The organism is Ruegeria sp. AM4 (assembly GCF_056540665.1).
Genome location: NZ_JBQFXD010000010.1, coordinates 103,614 through 119,411, shown reverse-complemented (window position 1 = coordinate 119,411; position 15,798 = coordinate 103,614). Strand labels below are relative to the sequence as shown.

General features: G+C 55.8%; 14 protein-coding genes. 7 read left to right on the top strand and 7 right to left on the bottom strand.

Annotated elements, in window-relative coordinates:
* Positions 1–5 precede the first annotated feature (5 nt).
* The 3 genes from ACR0JA_RS17405 to ACR0JA_RS17395 are packed head-to-tail and all read left to right on the top strand — an operon-like array spanning position 6 to position 3,144.
* A complete protein-coding gene (locus ACR0JA_RS17405) occupies positions 6–1,148 on the top strand; it encodes an ABC transporter permease (RefSeq protein ID WP_480577713.1) in 1,143 nt (380 codons plus the stop codon).
* The gene (locus ACR0JA_RS17400) at positions 1,145–2,140 is read left to right on the top strand and encodes an ABC transporter ATP-binding protein (protein ID WP_480577710.1); all 996 of its coding nucleotides are present in this window, start codon (positions 1,145–1,147) and stop codon (positions 2,138–2,140) included. Before ACR0JA_RS17405 ends, ACR0JA_RS17400 begins: the two co-directional genes overlap by 4 nt.
* Positions 2,137–3,144, top strand: a complete 1,008-nt coding sequence (locus ACR0JA_RS17395; RefSeq protein WP_480577707.1) for an ABC transporter ATP-binding protein — start codon at positions 2,137–2,139, stop codon at positions 3,142–3,144. Before ACR0JA_RS17400 ends, ACR0JA_RS17395 begins: the two co-directional genes overlap by 4 nt.
* A 280-nt stretch (positions 3,145–3,424) precedes the next feature.
* Here the strand turns inward: ACR0JA_RS17395 and ACR0JA_RS17390 are convergent, their stop codons facing one another.
* Positions 3,425–5,305 (bottom strand): CHASE2 domain-containing protein, encoded by a 1,881-nt coding sequence (locus ACR0JA_RS17390; RefSeq protein ID WP_480577704.1) that lies wholly within the window; start codon positions 5,303–5,305, stop codon positions 3,425–3,427.
* Positions 5,306–5,334: 29 nt separating this feature from the next.
* Positions 5,335–5,829 carry a DUF928 domain-containing protein gene (locus ACR0JA_RS17385; protein ID WP_480577841.1) on the bottom strand — a complete coding sequence of 165 codons (495 nt, stop codon included), beginning with the start codon at positions 5,827–5,829 and terminating at the stop codon, positions 5,335–5,337.
* Positions 5,830–6,155: 326 nt separating this feature from the next.
* On the opposite strand from ACR0JA_RS17385, the gene ACR0JA_RS17380 reads away from it, so the two are divergent.
* The gene (locus ACR0JA_RS17380; protein WP_480577701.1) at positions 6,156–7,958 is read left to right on the top strand and encodes a caspase family protein; all 1,803 of its coding nucleotides are present in this window, start codon (positions 6,156–6,158) and stop codon (positions 7,956–7,958) included.
* A 21-nt stretch (positions 7,959–7,979) separates the two neighbouring features.
* On the opposite strand, the gene ACR0JA_RS17375 is transcribed toward ACR0JA_RS17380, so the two are convergent.
* The 5 genes from ACR0JA_RS17375 to ACR0JA_RS17355 form a co-directional block, all read right to left on the bottom strand.
* Positions 7,980–9,803 carry a caspase family protein gene (locus ACR0JA_RS17375; RefSeq protein WP_480577698.1) on the bottom strand — a complete coding sequence of 608 codons (1,824 nt, stop codon included), beginning with the start codon at positions 9,801–9,803 and terminating at the stop codon, positions 7,980–7,982.
* Between the two features lie 472 nt (positions 9,804–10,275).
* The gene (locus ACR0JA_RS17370) at positions 10,276–10,674 is read right to left on the bottom strand and encodes an MAPEG family protein (RefSeq protein ID WP_480577695.1); all 399 of its coding nucleotides are present in this window, start codon (positions 10,672–10,674) and stop codon (positions 10,276–10,278) included.
* Between the two features lie 24 nt (positions 10,675–10,698).
* Complete coding sequence (locus ACR0JA_RS17365; RefSeq protein ID WP_480577692.1) at positions 10,699–11,085, bottom strand: VOC family protein; 387 nt, start codon at positions 11,083–11,085, stop codon at positions 10,699–10,701.
* Between the two features lie 68 nt (positions 11,086–11,153).
* The gene (locus tag ACR0JA_RS17360) at positions 11,154–12,389 is read right to left on the bottom strand and encodes an RNA polymerase sigma factor (RefSeq protein WP_480577689.1); all 1,236 of its coding nucleotides are present in this window, start codon (positions 12,387–12,389) and stop codon (positions 11,154–11,156) included.
* A gap of 3 nt (positions 12,390–12,392) precedes the next feature.
* A complete protein-coding gene (locus ACR0JA_RS17355) occupies positions 12,393–12,764 on the bottom strand; it encodes a YciI family protein (protein ID WP_480577687.1) in 372 nt (123 codons plus the stop codon).
* A gap of 343 nt (positions 12,765–13,107) precedes the next feature.
* Here ACR0JA_RS17355 and ACR0JA_RS17350 point away from each other — a divergent pair, with 343 nt between their 5' ends.
* Genes ACR0JA_RS17350 through ACR0JA_RS17340 form a run of 3 tightly spaced genes read left to right on the top strand, consistent with a single transcriptional unit; the run spans position 13,108 to position 15,633 of the window.
* A complete protein-coding gene (locus ACR0JA_RS17350) occupies positions 13,108–13,533 on the top strand; it encodes a hypothetical protein (protein ID WP_480577684.1) in 426 nt (141 codons plus the stop codon).
* Between the two features lie 13 nt (positions 13,534–13,546).
* On the top strand, positions 13,547–13,846 hold the full coding sequence (locus tag ACR0JA_RS17345; RefSeq protein WP_480577681.1) for a hypothetical protein: 300 nt from the start codon (positions 13,547–13,549) through the stop codon (positions 13,844–13,846).
* Entirely contained in the window at positions 13,843–15,633 is a 1,791-nt protein-coding gene (locus ACR0JA_RS17340; protein ID WP_480577678.1) for a hypothetical protein, read from the top strand. Before ACR0JA_RS17345 ends, ACR0JA_RS17340 begins: the two co-directional genes overlap by 4 nt.
* Positions 15,634–15,798: the final 165 nt, after the last annotated feature.

The window sequence follows — 15,798 nt, the reverse complement described above, 5'->3', positions numbered from 1 at the left end:
GGTCCATGTCTGCAAAAGCCTCCACCAAAGTCGACGATCAGAAGGCCAAAGAAGCTTATTTCACGGCCTCTCAAAGACAGCTGATCTGGGCCAGATTCAAAAAACAACGCGCCGCGATGATTGCAGCCACGGTCTTGGTTGTCCTGATCCTGTCCGGCCTATTCGCGCCATTCCTGTCACCCTATGACCCCACGGTGGCAGGTCGGGACAAGGATTACCTGAACGGTGCCCCTCAAATTCCGAAATTCTGCGACAAGAACGGCTGCTCAATCCGGCCGTTCCTGCACACCGTGACGCGCGAAAGGTCTCTGGCGACCAATTTCCGCTGGGTCGAGAAGATAAACGAGGACGAGCGCCGCTACGTTGAGTTCTTCGTGCGCGGTGACAGTTACAAGCTGTTCGGCTTCATTCCGAGCAATGTCCATCTGTTCGGCATGGATCAGGGATATGTTCATCTGTTTGGAACCGACAGCGCGGGCAAGGATATATTTTCGCGTACATTGCACGCCGTCTGGACATCGCTTCAGGTTGGGACACTGGGCGTTGTGATTTCGTTTGTTCTGGCCCTCATGATCGGCGGGATCGCGGGCTATTACGGCGGGGCTATCGATAGCGTGATCCAGATGATCACAGACGCGGTCAGGACGGTGCCGTCTATCCCCCTCTTTATGGCCATTGCCGCGTTTATCCCGCCTGAATGGTCCGCCGAGACGCGATTTTTCGTCATTACGCTGATCCTGGGGCTGGTTGGGTGGCCAACGTTGGCACGAAGGGTGCGCACCCATTTGTTGACCGAGCGCAATCAGGAATACGTGCTGGCTGCGCAGCTCTGCGGCGCGCCCGCAGGCCACATCATCAGACGGCATCTTCTTCCCAGCTTTACCAGCTATATCATCGTCGATCTGGTCATTTCGTTTCCCTACGTCGTACTGTCAGAGACCGCGCTCAGCTTTATCGGGCTGGGGCTCAAGGATCCGGTGAATTCTCTGGGCGTCATGTTGCAGAATGTGACCAAGGCGGATGTTCTGCTGAACTATCACTGGTACTTCATTCCGGTCCTCTTCTTTATCGCGTTGGTCATGGCCTTTGTCTTCGTCGGAGACGGGTTGCGCGATGCCGCCGATCCCTATTCGGAGACCCGGAAATGAGTCTGATCGACGTCGAAAACCTGACGCTGCAATTCAAGACCGATGAGGGCTTGATAACCGCAGTCGATAACGTGTCGTTTTCGCTGGCACCGGGGGAAGTCATGGGTCTTGTGGGCGAAAGCGGATCAGGCAAGTCCGTAACGGCGAAATCCCTGATGAAGCTTAATCCCGGCAATGCGGTCTACGCGCCCGACAGTAAGATAACACTGCATCTCGACAGCGGTCCGGTGGATGTCTTAAGCCTGAAACGCCCCCGCGACATGGAGATCGTGCGCGGCGGCGCCATTTCGATGATTTTTCAGGAACCGATGGCAAGTTTCGCGCCTGCGATGACGATCGGTAGCCAGATGGTCGAACAGCTTTTGATCCATACGGACATGTCGAAGAAACAGGCGCGCGAACTGTCGGTCGAAATGCTGGATCGCGTCGGAATTTCCGATGCGTCCACCCGGTTCGGCCAATACGCGTTCGAGATGTCGGGCGGCATGCGGCAGCGGGCAATGATCGCCATGGCCCTGTCGACCAAACCAAAGCTGTTGATCGCTGATGAACCCACCACCGCACTTGATGTGACCATCCAGGCGCAGGTCATCGATCTGATGAAGGATCTGGTGAGCGAATTTGGGATGGGGATCATCTTTATCACCCACGATCTTGGCGTGGTTGCCCAAACGGCGGACAAGGTGGCGGTGATGTATCTGGGGAAAATGATCGAACAAGGCCCGGTGCGCGAGGTGATCCGAAACCCCTATCACCCGTATACCCAAGGGTTGATTGATGCTTTGCCCCAGCTTGACGATCTGGACAGGCCTCTGATGCCGGTGCCGGGCGATATCCCCTCGCCGCTGGAACGGCCCGAGGGCTGCGTTTTTCATACCCGCTGCGGAAAGATAATCGGCGACGTTTGTCGCACGGTTGTCCCAGGCTGGGCCGATACCGGCGAAAACCACCGCACGGCCTGCCATCTCTGCCATGAGGGACAACCGGCATGAATAGTGACAATCTGATCGAAACCAAGAACCTGTCGGTTGGGTTCCCTGTCGGCGGGAAGATCTTCAACAAGCGGGTCCTCATGGCCGTTAACGAAGTTTCGCTATCGATCCCCCGAGGGTCATTCTTTGGGGTTGTCGGCGAAAGCGGTTCGGGCAAAACAACGTTCGGACGCGCCCTTTTGAATGCAGCGCCGATCAGCAATGGCACCGCCCATTATGATGACGGCGAAGTCAGCTACGATCTAGGCAATCTTGCCGGTGCCGAGCTGAAGGAATACCGCCGCCGCGCGCAACTGATTTTTCAGGATCCTTATGCCGCCCTGTCACCGCGCATGACGGTGCGCGACATCATCGCCGAACCGCTTGAGGTCATGGGGCTGTGCAACTCGCGCGAAGAGGTCGATGAACGCGTTCGCGAAATCGCCGAGTTGTGCCGCTTGAACCTGGAACATTTGCGTCGCTTTCCGCACGCTTTTTCGGGGGGGCAAAGACAGCGTATCTCGATCGCCCGAGCGCTGGTGTCGAAACCACGGTTCGTAGTGGCTGATGAGAGCGTGGCCGCGCTGGATGTGTCAATTCAGGCCGATATTCTGAACTTGTTGAAGTCACTTCAGGACGAAATGGGTTTGACCTATTTGTTCATCAGCCACGACCTGTCTGTTGTGGCGCATACCTGTGACCATGTGGCGGTGATGTACTTGGGACAGATCGTCGAAAGCGCGCCAACACGCCAGTTGTTTAAGTCACCGCGTCACCCCTATACCAAGGCGCTGTTCTCAGCCATCCCGTCCTTGGACCCGGATGATCGCGGCAGAGCCCAGAAACTTGAAGGCGAAATCCCGTCACCGACGAACCGTCCCAGCGGTTGCCCGTTTCATACACGCTGCCCTTCTGCCATCGATCTTTGCAAACGCGAAGAGCCGCCTATGGAAACCTGCGAGGCCGATCACGCCGTGACCTGCCACCGATGGCGCGAATTGCAACCAGAAGCATTGTCTGGGTAACGGGCAAGCTGCCGGACGAATTCGAGGCAGTCTCAGCTAGGCCAGTAGCACTGCTGCTATCGCCAAGCCAGGTTCGTACAGCACGGCAGCGCGGCCCCCGCGCAATCTTGAAAATGTCACGACCTCAACGCGGCTTACGCACGCCCAATGCAGTGCATAACCCCTCTCTTCGTAGCTAGGGAGACGTGAGGTTTCCACGCCTTTTTGCGCCACCTGCCCGTCTGAGCTTTATTGGCGTTAATTGCCAATTCGGCAACGTTTCGATCCGGCGCCAAATCGATCAGCTTGGATCTTGGTGTGCTTTGACAACCTCAATCTTGGTGACACCGTCGTCGTGAACAAAACTGGAAAAGATGGGCCACTCTTTCTGAGGATCTATGGTCGATGCAGTCTGCATTGACATGCAAACAGGGCGCATTCCGTCAGCCTCCGCATCCAGCGATTTTATCCAACGTTCAAGCCTTGCAGTGACATTTATGGTATCTCCGATGACGTTGTAGCGCATCGAACCGCTTACCCCCAAAGTTCCACCCAAGGCTTCGCCGCTATTCAGAGCAATGCGCAATCGGTAATCTTGCACGCCATCGGTCCCGCGATTCAGATCCAGCGCAGCAGCCCGCATGTCCTGAGCGCACCGCAGGGCAGCAATGGCATCTTCTTGTCTCTGCTCTTGACTATCACTTGGTATGGGCGCTCCGAAGATCACAAGAATGCCGTCACCGGTATATTTCTCGAGGAAACCTCCATGCTTTCGGGCAATCTCACCCAGTCTGTCCAGAATGCGCGACACCCACGACATAAAGCTTTCGGCGTCCATTGAATTCCCAATCCGCGTTGAACCTTCGATGTCAGCAAGAAGCGCTGTAACAAACAACCGGTGGGATTTTGGTTTGCCACCGGTCAAAAGGCTTTTTCTTTGCTTCCAAATCTCTGCTGACAACTCTTCCGACAAATGAGAGGAAAAAACCTGAACGATCGCGCGCCGTTGATTGCGTGAAACGCCAGAGATGATCGCAAATGCAGACAAATATCCCAGAAACCAACCCAACGCGGATGGTGCGACAGGCAGCAAGAGGGCACTTTTTTGAAACAACGACATCGCAAGGATCAAAGCCGCGCCGCCAAACAGGGCGAGACCGATGGAGTTCGCCGTGACCCGAACAAACATTGCGACCATTGCGCCGACAAAGACCGCGGCAAAAATCAATATCGAGGATATCAAACTGCTCAAAGAGTGTAGCGGCAACAGTTTGCCGCCGGTGTAGCCAACCAGTTGTTGGAAAATGGCCGCTTGTATTTCAGCGCCATAAGTGAAACTTGCCCCGGTCGAGCGGTTAAGAGGTGTCCCGAAATAGTCCTTTACCGACTGGCTGGTTAAGCCGATGATTGCCACCTTCTCCCGAATAGGTTCCATGCCGCGCCCGGCCAGTACCTCCGCAGCAGCTATCCGGTTCACGTTGGGCAGCGCGTTCTTATAGTCGATGACAATCTGATAGCCGGACGTATCGACATTTCGAAACAGATTGGAACCGGGTTTCAAAGCGGGTGTCACCGTGCTTCCGAACATCAAATTGCGCGGATCGTCCGGGTCACTTTGTAGCGCGGGCCGACGCGTAAATTCGGCCGCCAATTGCATCGGAAAAGACAGGGAAATCCCTTGTGCATCGCTGACCAGCAGCAAGGCGCGGCGGGCCACGCCGTCAGGATCAATGGGTATATCGGAAAATCCTGTCCGCACCCCGGGCGGTGCGGCAATGCCTGTACCACTTTCATCTGGCAATTTCGAGATCACGACGACCCGGGGATCATCCAAAACTTCCAGCAGATTTTCACGCCCGGAACCGGAAGCAACATCCCGATAGATATCCACCCCAACGGCGGCTGCGCCGGCCTCAAGCAGATTCTCTATGATTTGCGCAAGCTGGGCGTCCGGTATGGGCCAACCCCATTCGCCCAGGTCCTGGTCTGATATAGAAACCAGATAGACATCTTCGGCCTGCGTATTTTTCGCAATTGCCGATGTGGTCCAATCGTACTGAGCAAGCTCAAGAGGCTCCAGCGCCCCTTTGTTCTGAAGGGCCACGATCAGGCTTCCGGCGATCAAGCTGATCGATACGGCCAGCGCCCAACGTTGCCAATTCGGCAAAAGCGATGAAGTCATCGAGCCTGCTTGTTTTTGGCTTTTAGTGATCAATAACCTACTCCGGCTGAACGCAGGAGTTGCTCGAATTGCTCGGGATTCACCGGTCGAGCGCGACCACTCAGACTGATTTCGACCAGGGGCGACAATGCGTCAAACCACAACCCATCCGCGGACGGGCTTGCAGAACTCAACTCCTCAGAAACACGTTCGACAAGACGCGTCGAACGCGCCTTCACCGTATCTGAATTCTTGCCGAGAAGCAGAATTTGCCATTCGTAAATCTTGCCGGTTTCCAGTTGTTGCCGCAGCCGAACCAGATCCAGACCGTAATAGCCCGGTGGGAAAGGACCGGTGATCAGCACCTGGTCGCCCGGCGATCCAACCGGATTCAGCGCAAAAACCAAATCGCCCCGGTGCCCGGTTTCCAAATGCCAAACCAGCGGAGGCGTCGCCAGTGTCGTCAAACCGCCGTCTTCGGGCGCCAGCAACAACAGACCGGCATTTTCGCTATCCAAAGCAGAGTCCCGCGTCCCCGCCCCCATTCGCTCTTTGGGTGCTCCCATTTTCGGAGGTACGAATACGACCTCCTCGGTCGTGTCTGGGGTATTGTTTTCATTGGCAGCCGCAAATTTACCGCCCGGCAAAAGAACTGCGATCAAAATTGCAATTAACGCGTTTTTTGAAAACCTACTGCACCACACACGATGCCTCGCGAAACAAAACTACCGACAAATGAACCCTTATGTTTCAATCTAAATTTGATTCCGAACTGTGTCCAGTTTCCGCAACGAAGCGCTCGACCATCGAAAAATGCCATATGATGTTGTATTATGGCAATGTTCGACGGGATTGGTTCAGGTTTTGTAGTATGATTGCTGTCTTTCGCCACACAAGTTTTCTTCTACAATTTCTGGTCATTGCTGGTCTTTTTTGTTTTGCTGCGGCGTCGAACGCCAAGGACGGGCGTGTTGCGCTTGTAATTGGCAATTCCACATACGAGCGTGTCTCGAGCTTGCCGAACACTTTCAATGACTCCCGCGACTTGGCCGACGCGCTTGAGCGCATCGGGTTCGACGTGACCCGAGGGTCGAATTTGAGTTTTCGCGAGATGCGTATCGCGATCCGTGATTTCGCCGAAGCCGCGGCAGATGCCAAAGTGGTGCTCATCTACTTTGCAGGTCACGGCATTGAAATTGACAATACCAACTATCTGATACCGGTGGACGCCGAGTTGCAGAGTGATCGGGACATAGATCTTGAGGCGATCCGTTTGGACACGCTGATCGGCTCTGTTTCCGGCAGCGACGGTCTGAAGATCATTCTGATCGACGCATGCCGCAACAACCCCTTCGTCCCCAACATGACGCGCACGTCCGCCACACGATCCATTGGTCATGGGCTTGCGCGCATAGATCCGAGCGGTGTTTTGGTGGGTTATGCAGCGCGCAGCGGCACACTTGCGCTGGACGGCAGCGGTCGCAACAGCCCCTATGCCCAAGCTCTTCTGCGCCACATCGAAGAACCCGGTCTGGAATTGGGAAAAATGTTCCGCAAAGTGCGGGACACCGTATTCGAGTTGACGGACGGCTATCAGGAACCGTTTACCTATGGGTCGTTACCAGGCCATGACATCTACCTCGTGTCCCCGCCGAAACCGACGCATGCCATCGCAACGGAGCAAAGTGCAACGACGCCTCAGTCGACCTATGAAAAAGCCGAGGCAGCTTGGGATGATTTTCGCGAAAGCACGTCGCCGGACGCGTTGGAGGCATTTGCAAATACCTATCCAGACACCGCCTACGCCGCGCTGGCTTTGTCCATCGCCGAACGGTATCGCAAAGACACCACTCAGACGCCGCCACCCGTCGACCTGCCGAAATGGTGCGGAAATCCGAAGAACGCAACACAATCTCTGATCTGCCGCGACCCCGACCTTCTCGCATACGACAGCGAGGTATCAGAGCTGTTTCAAAAACGTCTCGAGATTGTCCGAGGCGGCGCACCCCGCGGGCAAGCCCTTGTAGAACAAATGAACTGGCGCAATTCGCGTGATGAATGCGGTGCCGATCCGGATTGCGTTGCGCAGGCGTACAAGCTGCGAAAGATCGCGTTGGGAGAGTTCGGCGACGCGGTGATGCCAACCGTTTTGGTTGTCCGCTCGATTCAGGAAGAGCTCAATCGACTGAGCTGTGGCGCAGGTGAACCCGACGGCGTGATAGGTGCCCAAACACGAAACGCCTATGATCTGGCCGCATCTCTGCTTTCTGGGGTCGAAGGCGGGGCCTCTTTGGACAATGCCCAAACGCTGAATGTGCTGCGGGCTCAACCAACCGCAGCATGTTCGTTTCTGAGGCGGGCGGTCGAAAGCCCCAACCTGTTGGAAGGCGTTTGGAAGATCGTTACCGTCAAATGCCCCGGAGAGGCCGGGACAGGCAATTCGCGACGGGTAAAGCTCAGCTATGAAAGCGACGGGGTCTATTCAGGTCGGTTGGCTTATGGAAACGGTGCATTCAAGCGCGCGATCGGTGCTCGTTTGTCTGACCGCACGCTCGCGCTCACGCATGTCACGACGAATGGCAGCAGACAATCGTATTTTTTTGAACCTGGTGATTTTCCGAACAAATTCATTGGCTCAGATTGGTCGAAATGCAGTATTTTGGTCAGCAGGTAGAGTGATTTCCGTTCCAAAGCATCAATTCAGGCTTCCTTCCAGTACGACTGAACGCACATTATTACCCGACCCGTCGAACCATTTCGATGCCACCACGTTGCTCAGATCGCGACGCCCGCGTTGTTGATACCAAAACTGCGCAAAGGCCTTTTTACCCTTTCCGTGAGTGTTGTTTGGTTTGGAAGGAAACCAATTTGTGTAGGTCACTGGCTCACCGCCGTACCAACGCCAGCCGATAACAGCGTCTCCTTCTTTCGGGTCCTTTCTGAATCCAATATAAGGCCCTGCTTTGTAACTGTAATTGGTTCTGCTATCGTATCCTAATTCAAAGAATGCCGGGTCATTTTCGATCATTCTGACGACAAACGCGTTTTCCTCGGCTGACGTGATCGAAGCGAGATCTACCCCGCATTTCTGAGCGAGGCTGCGCGCAATCTGGACATTGCCCGAGTGCTTCATCACAATATAAAAGTGGCCGCCAAATTTGCCATAAACGCTCTGCCGTAGTCCAAGGCATCGCAGAACTTCTGTTATTTCTTCGGATTCTCCGAGCAACTCCAATTCATCTATGTTTTGACGCCCTGCGAACGGATTACTGATGAAAGTTTCATTTCTTTCTTGCTGTGATCCCAGTCTCAAAATAGCCAAAATCGCCAGATCGACATAACCGGTCTGCTCAAGCCCGTTTGCGGCTTGAAGCGCTTTGAGCCCCGCACGGGTTTTAGGTCCGAACGCGCCATCAGCCGTGCCAACGTCAATCCCAGTATCATTGAGGCCTTCCTGTACTTGTGTTTTGGCGGCGCGATCCGGCAACAGAGCATCTTCCAGGCTTTTCAGGTTTCCGCGCTTTGCAATCCATTTTGGATTGATCTCAGCCATTCGCTTCAGCGCATCAGGTTCGACTATCGAGGCTGTGCGGTATTTCTGGGCCACCAAATTCCATCCGCGCATCGTATTGATTTTCATGGCCGCCGCCATGACATCCTGGCGCGTTATCTGCGATGGCTGTGGAACAGGCGCTGTTGCAACCTGTGTTTTCGGCGGCTCCAGTAGGGCTGTTTCCACGCTGGGCACCAGGAAAATATCTTTGCCCGGAAGCGAGCCATATATGAAAGGTTCCTGGAAACCGTCGGTCAGCTGATAAACACGATCCCTGACCCGGCGGAACATTTTGCCCAGTTCAAGACCAGGTTGCTCGATATGCTCCAACAGCGCCTTTGCATATGGGCTATTTCTGCCATCCCCATCCTGCGCCAGAGTTCCGCCTCGGGCGGCATATCCGACGACAACTCCACCCGGTTCCACCGCCGCCAAACCGCGTCCGATTGATCGCGTATCGGAAACACGCGTCATCTGAGCTAAGAACGGATTGTTCCTGCAGGCGTCAACGAGAACGATTTTGAGACCGGGAGAGTCCGAGATCGAATTGACGATGGCGTTCAGTTGGATAGCTTCGAACTCAACATCGCGATCGCTTTTGAGCGTTGCATTTACCGGTATCAAATAGTTCGTGTTTTCGATTTCGATCCCGTGCCCCGCAAAATACAACAACGCGACATCCGCTGTCGCCGCTGCCTCGGCAAAGTCGCGCAGCGCAATACGCATGCTGTTGTAATCAAGATTCAGCCCTTCGGTGACGTCAAACCCGATGCGTTTCAGAGATTTCGAAATGTCCTCGGCGTCATTTGAGGGATTACGCAAATCAGAGACATGCTGGTAAGCGGAATTGCCTATCACCAGAGCGACATGGTCGCCTTTGGCCCCGGCCAGAACCGGAAAAGCTGAGAAACAAATTGCCAATATCAGACGACGGACTTTGCTTTGCGAACCGCATCTTCGAAACATAAAAACCACCCGGCGACAAACATGAAACAACGCACTGATGTTAGCATAAAGTTGGTAATGGGCTAGTATCGGGCTTTCAAATCAACAGACCATCGTCGTAACGAATGCGACCGCTGAGGGACTGATTTCAGCGCACTCGCCCTGCTTCGCGTCGCGTCCCCATTGTCTTTGCGCCTGCCAAGCGCGGCGTCAACATAAAAGGCCTATCCTTTCTGCCCTACTGCTGAACCAACCGTCCAATCCCTGTTTTTCAAGGCGCTCGCACCTTACAAAACAGTCAAGCATGGCGCGAGGCGATCGGCGGCAGCGTTACCCACAGGAACGTGACGCTGCGTTAGCTTCAAGGAAATATTAATGCTGAGACACTGACGTGATCAAAAAATTATGCCGCCCACGGTTCGCTATTTGGAAATGCCCGCATGCGCAGCCAAATTGTCTCGCATGCGGGCATTGAGCACGTTATCGACGGGCATCAGTTGGCTATCCAAAGTTGCCAGAGGATCGCCAGCGCAAGCACCAGCATGGTCAGAGTCGTGAGCGCCGCTCCAACCGCACGCCCTTTTCCGTTCACAGTCGCACTCAGGCTGAAATAGTGCATGAGGCGTGCGAGCAGAAGAACGCCACCACAGGCGGCGACCAGCCAGGGTGGGGTTCCGGCGATCTCTGCCCCTGCGAGCGCCAACAAGGCAAGCGGCACGTACTCGATAAAGTTCCCATGCGCCCGCATCAGCCGCAGCAGGCTCTCATCCTCGCCGTGAAGCAAGGAAATCCCGGTCCTGGTACGACGCACACCGACGGCGATCGCCATCGGAATGCTCATCAACACAAAAATGGCTGTGACAACCAGCGCGATTTGCGGAAACTGTTCCATCTGAACCCTCCCTTCTGACCACGTTCAGGACGCCATGCTTTCATAGGTAATCAGCGCAAAGCGCGCGCCTTGCGGGTCATTCAGCGTGGCCATGCGGCCGACCCCAGGCATATCCATCGCAGGCTGAACGACCGTTGCACCCTTGGCTTTTGCGCTGGCAACGCTGGCGTCCACATCGGCGACAGTGAAAAAGATCGTCCAGCTTCCCTGATCCTCTGGCATCGGAGAGAAACCACCAATGGCGGTTTCGCCCACAACGGCCGCAGAATAGCTCGACCCGTCCTGCATGGGCATGTCGTTGATCGTCCAGCCCAGCACATCTTGGTAGAACGCTTTGGCCTTGCCCTGATCGGGACCGGAATGCCCGATCCAACCGGAGTTTCCGACCGTGGTCATCTCAAGAATACTCATGTGCATCTCCCTTGGTTGCGCCCGCCACATACGGGTCTGAACCAAGGACGCGCGAAGCACAGTGTTCCCTACACGCGGCGCAAAATTTCTTGGCTAACCATAATTTTTTCTGTGATCGCGCGACGTTCCAGGGCGGTCGGGCCGAGCGTCATTACCGTTTCAAAGGCTGCAATCGCTGCACTGTGATCACCTTTTTCCTGTAAAAGCCCCCCGCGCATCGCGTGAAACCAGCGGTAACTGGACAAATCCTGTGCCAGAGGCTGCATCGCTTTCAACGCATAATCCGGGCCATGCAGTTTGGCCTGCGCCGCAATCTGATTGAGTCGGACGACAGGCGTCGGCTGTAATGCGTAGAGGGCGGCGTAGTGGCTTTCGATCGAGGCCCAATCCGTGTCTCCGACCGAGTCTGCATGGGCATGTGTCGCCGCGATTGCAGCCTGAATGATATAGACGCCATGATGACCGGTTCGTTGGGCCTTTTGCAAAAGGGCCGTCGCCTCGGCGATGTCCGCGCGATTCCATAGACTTCGATCCTGATCGTCCAGCGCCACAAGCTTGCCCCCGGGATCAATACGCGCATCCCGCCGGGCGTGTTGAAACAGCAAAAGCGACAGCAAGGCGGCCTGTTCACCCATTGCCGGAAACAGTGCTGCAAGTAGACGGGCGAGGCGGATCGCTTCCTCGCACAAAGTCAGCTTGATTTGCTTCGGACCGGTCGAGGTCGACCACCCCTCACTGAACATCAAATAGACCATCAGGGACACCTCCCCCAACCGTGCGCCCCTTTCTGCCGGAGTTGGGGTTTCAAAGGCGACGGGGCTAAGCGAAATTTTCTTCTTGGCTCGGGTGATCCGCTGCTCCATCGTTTTGGGCTTGACGAGAAACCCCCGGGCAATCTCATTGACGCTCAACCCCAGAACCACCTTCAGCGCGATCGCAATCTGGTCCCGCCGGTCGAGTTCCGGATGGCAGCAGATGAACAGCAACCTCAAAACGTCATCCCGCATCTCATCAGGGTCCGGTGTTTCGGCTGGCATCAGCTGAAACTCCTCGCTATGGCGCGACAGGATCGCGGCGCGGCGCTGGGACTTACGCAGATGATCAAGGCCCGAATTACGTGCCGTCGTCAGCAGCCACGCCAACGGATCACGCGGCGCACCGTCTTTGGGCCAAACCGTCAGAGCCTTGAGGCAAGCATCTGCAAACGCTTCTTCGGCCGTGTCGATATCCCGAAACAATCGGGTCAGGGCCGCAAGCGCGCGCGGTCGGTGCAGGGAAAATGTCGCCTCAAGCCAGTCCGACACGGTCTATTCCGACGAGATCACGCCACCAGCCCAAGCAACCGGCCGCACCTCGAGCCTTGCGACAGGAGACGAGATCATCTTTGCGTATTCCAGAGCTTCATCGAGGTCTTTGAATTCGGCGGCATAAAACCCAAGGAAATTCTCCTTCGTCTCTGCAAACGGACCGTCGGTGATCAGCGGTGCCGCGCCGTCGGTCGGGGCTGGTTCAACCATCACGGCAGATGTTGGCGGCATCAGCTTCATCGACACGAACGCCCCCCGGTTCGTCAACGCCGATTGCAGCGCTCCGTGGCCCGACATCACGTCGTCCTGACGATCTTTGGGCAGCGTTTCAAACACGCCGGGTTCCCCATAGATAGTGATTGCGTATATCATCCTCGCCTCCTTGCATAAGCCTAATGGTGCAAGGACGCGCGAAGACATGCAAATCCGACAGTAGCTCCAAGCGGATCTTCTTTGGCTTCTTCACGCCGCGACACTGATTTCTTCAAAACGGGCCTTTGACCATCTGTGCGGAATTCTGCGGGTTTGGATCCGACCCGACTGCCGCAACCATTGGCGACGCCCCAATTGAGCTGGCAGCGGACACCAATCGGGCCAGCTGCGACCGTCTTAGCTTTGGTTCCGGCTTTCGGGAAATCGCCTGCACATTGATGCGCACGGCATTTCATAATACCATTGGGCAATTCAGAGTATGTAATTTTGCCGGGTGAATTCGATGAAGTGGGTCATTCGCGTCGCTGTCATTCTGGCCGCAATAGTGGCGATCGGAGCCGTTTTGGTAAGTTACTTCTTCGGTAGCCTGCGCGTGCAGCGTGAGGCTTCGGCGTATCTTGCTGCCCTGGAAACTTGCACTCCGCTTGAGCAGGACGCTTGGGTTCCATTGGTACGCGGCACCGTGGGTCGATCGGTCGCGGGTCCGGAAGGCGATGATTGCGTCGTCACCATGAAGGGGCTTGGAGGCGAGACAACGCGCTGTACGCTCGACAGCCAAGCGCGAGCGACTATGGCTGACTTTATTCAACAAGGCGCTGACACGGTCACGTTCCTGGGCGGGCAGACCGCTACGCTGCACTATTCCTCTGAAAACCCTGACCCAATGACCGAATTGTTGAACGGCCCTGCCTGTGTCTTGGAACAATGAGGAGAAACCTGACATGACGCGCCTTGCCATCACGACCATGTTCGTTCTTCTTGCCACTAGCATGCAAGCTGCCCCGATCGCCGAGGCCTGTGGTGCGCGCGGCACATGGGATACTGAGACCTGTAACTGCATGCAGGATGTCGCAGATAGCATGTTTGAGGCGGATCAGCAGGATACCGTCGCCAAGTTTTTTGCCGGTCAGATCACCAGCCAGCAGATTGCCGCCACACAAGGCGTCGGGGCCGCGCAGGCATTCTTGCAGTCCGTTTCCGACTTCATGGGCGAAACCACATTCAAATGTGGCGCGCCGTGAACCCCATCCGGGCCGCAGCAATTGCCATTGTGGTCATGGCTTCACCCGCAGCGGGGCAGGACCTTGAACCCTGCGCACCGGAACTTGACCCAAGAGTGCTCCCACACCAATCGATGTTCCTCGATTTCCGAACATCGATGTGTGCCTGGCCAGTCGTAGATAGCTTTCGCATTTGGGAGGACGATCCCGAAAGCTCCGGCATTCATGTTGAAATCGGTATCGAAGTCGGCGCGCCGGACAACCCTGCAGGTGTGGAGGCCATAACAGAAGCAATCCGCCACTCGATGGTCGCCGCAAAGCTGCTGGGATCCGAGATAGACTTTGGCAAAGTCGTCAAACTGGTTGTCAGCAAAACACGCCATCCAAAAGCTGACGGTGAATCCTTTTATCGTTCGGGCGTGAGTTGGTCGCGCTGCAACATCGCCATCGGCCCCAATATGTTCACCGACGATCCACTCATTTTACAACGTACCGTCGCACACGAGATTTTTCACTGCATCGTGCGCAAACATCTTGGCGACAGCTTTGCGGGCCGGGGCACGGCCACTGAACCCGACCCTCGATACTGGTATCTGGAGGGTGCAGCCGATTGGTTCGGTCAATTTGCGATCCCAAATGCACCCATGGTGGATTTAGTGGCGTTCGAGTTCTGGGCAGACGACAAAGACTTCACCGAGCTTGAATACACCGCATGGCCATTCTTTGCCTGGATGGCGGCCAAGGATGGCCCGCCTGCGATCCTGCCATTCATGCGAGGTATCGAACGCAGCGTCGATAATGCACGAGAAATCAACCGCCTGATGGAGGCCGAACGCTGGTACGATTTCGCCAAGTTGTATTCCGCCTATCAGATCCGCTTGCCCGACGGACGCACCCTGACGCCCAGTCATCGCAATCCTCGCGCCAGATACCGGCTTGATGAGGATCAGACCATGGGTATCGAAGTGCCTCTGGGCAAACTGATGCGTACGACGCTGGTCCTAGCACCGGGTCAATGGCGGCTTGTGCCCAAGGACGGCGGCACAATTTTCCTCTCCGATATCCTGCCGAACGGCGATCCGGACGGGTCGTGGATTCCAATTGACAGCGAAGTGATTATCGATACGCGCTGCGATGAAGACATGGAACTGGTTCTGGCCAGTTTTGGCGTCGACAAGGACACATCAAGGTACAGTATCCGAGCGGACCGCGTGGGTGATACATGTCGACGAAGCTGTACAAATCTGCTCACAGCGTTTGACGAATGCCTGGTAGGGCGCTGGCGCGACGAAACCTGGGTGCCGCCGACTGAATCCACCGTCCACGGGACCGAAGTTTTGTACATGAATCACCCGCCCCCGGTCTGGACGTTTTATCCGGGCGGGCTTTTTCGATCAGATCAGCCCTTTGCCTCTGACGTCATAGCGCGAGAGGGCACCAACTGGGTTCGCACGCAGACCGTCTACAACCTCAACGCCGCTTTGGGATATTGGGGCAGCAGCGGCCCCAATCTCTACGTCTGCGAAGATCGCGACGTCGCGCGCGGCTATGGTGATTTCGTAACTTCAGACGGCCATCGCAGCGTCGGATCGCTCAACTCCAACAACGATTTGAAACTCGAAGGGCAAGACCGGCATTACGAGTTCGAGTATATCTGCAGCGCAGAGGAACTGCGCATCCGCGGATTGGTTTTGGGTTCGATCAGTGGCAGGTTCACCAGGATCTCGCCCGCACCCGAGATTGAAGAAGGCTTGCCCGAGGCACCTTCGGATGTCCTGCCTGTCCCCGCAACGGACCGCCATCGATAGACCTCGGCGCCACACCGGACGAAACCAAGTGGGTCGCAGTGGGCGCCAATCTTTTCAAACCAAAACAAGTCGCCAAAACTCATCGTCGCAGAGGGATTGAGCGCCGGATGTTATCGTCCTTGACGACACACTTTGCGCGGTAAAGCTCCTCTGCGTTTTTGGGTA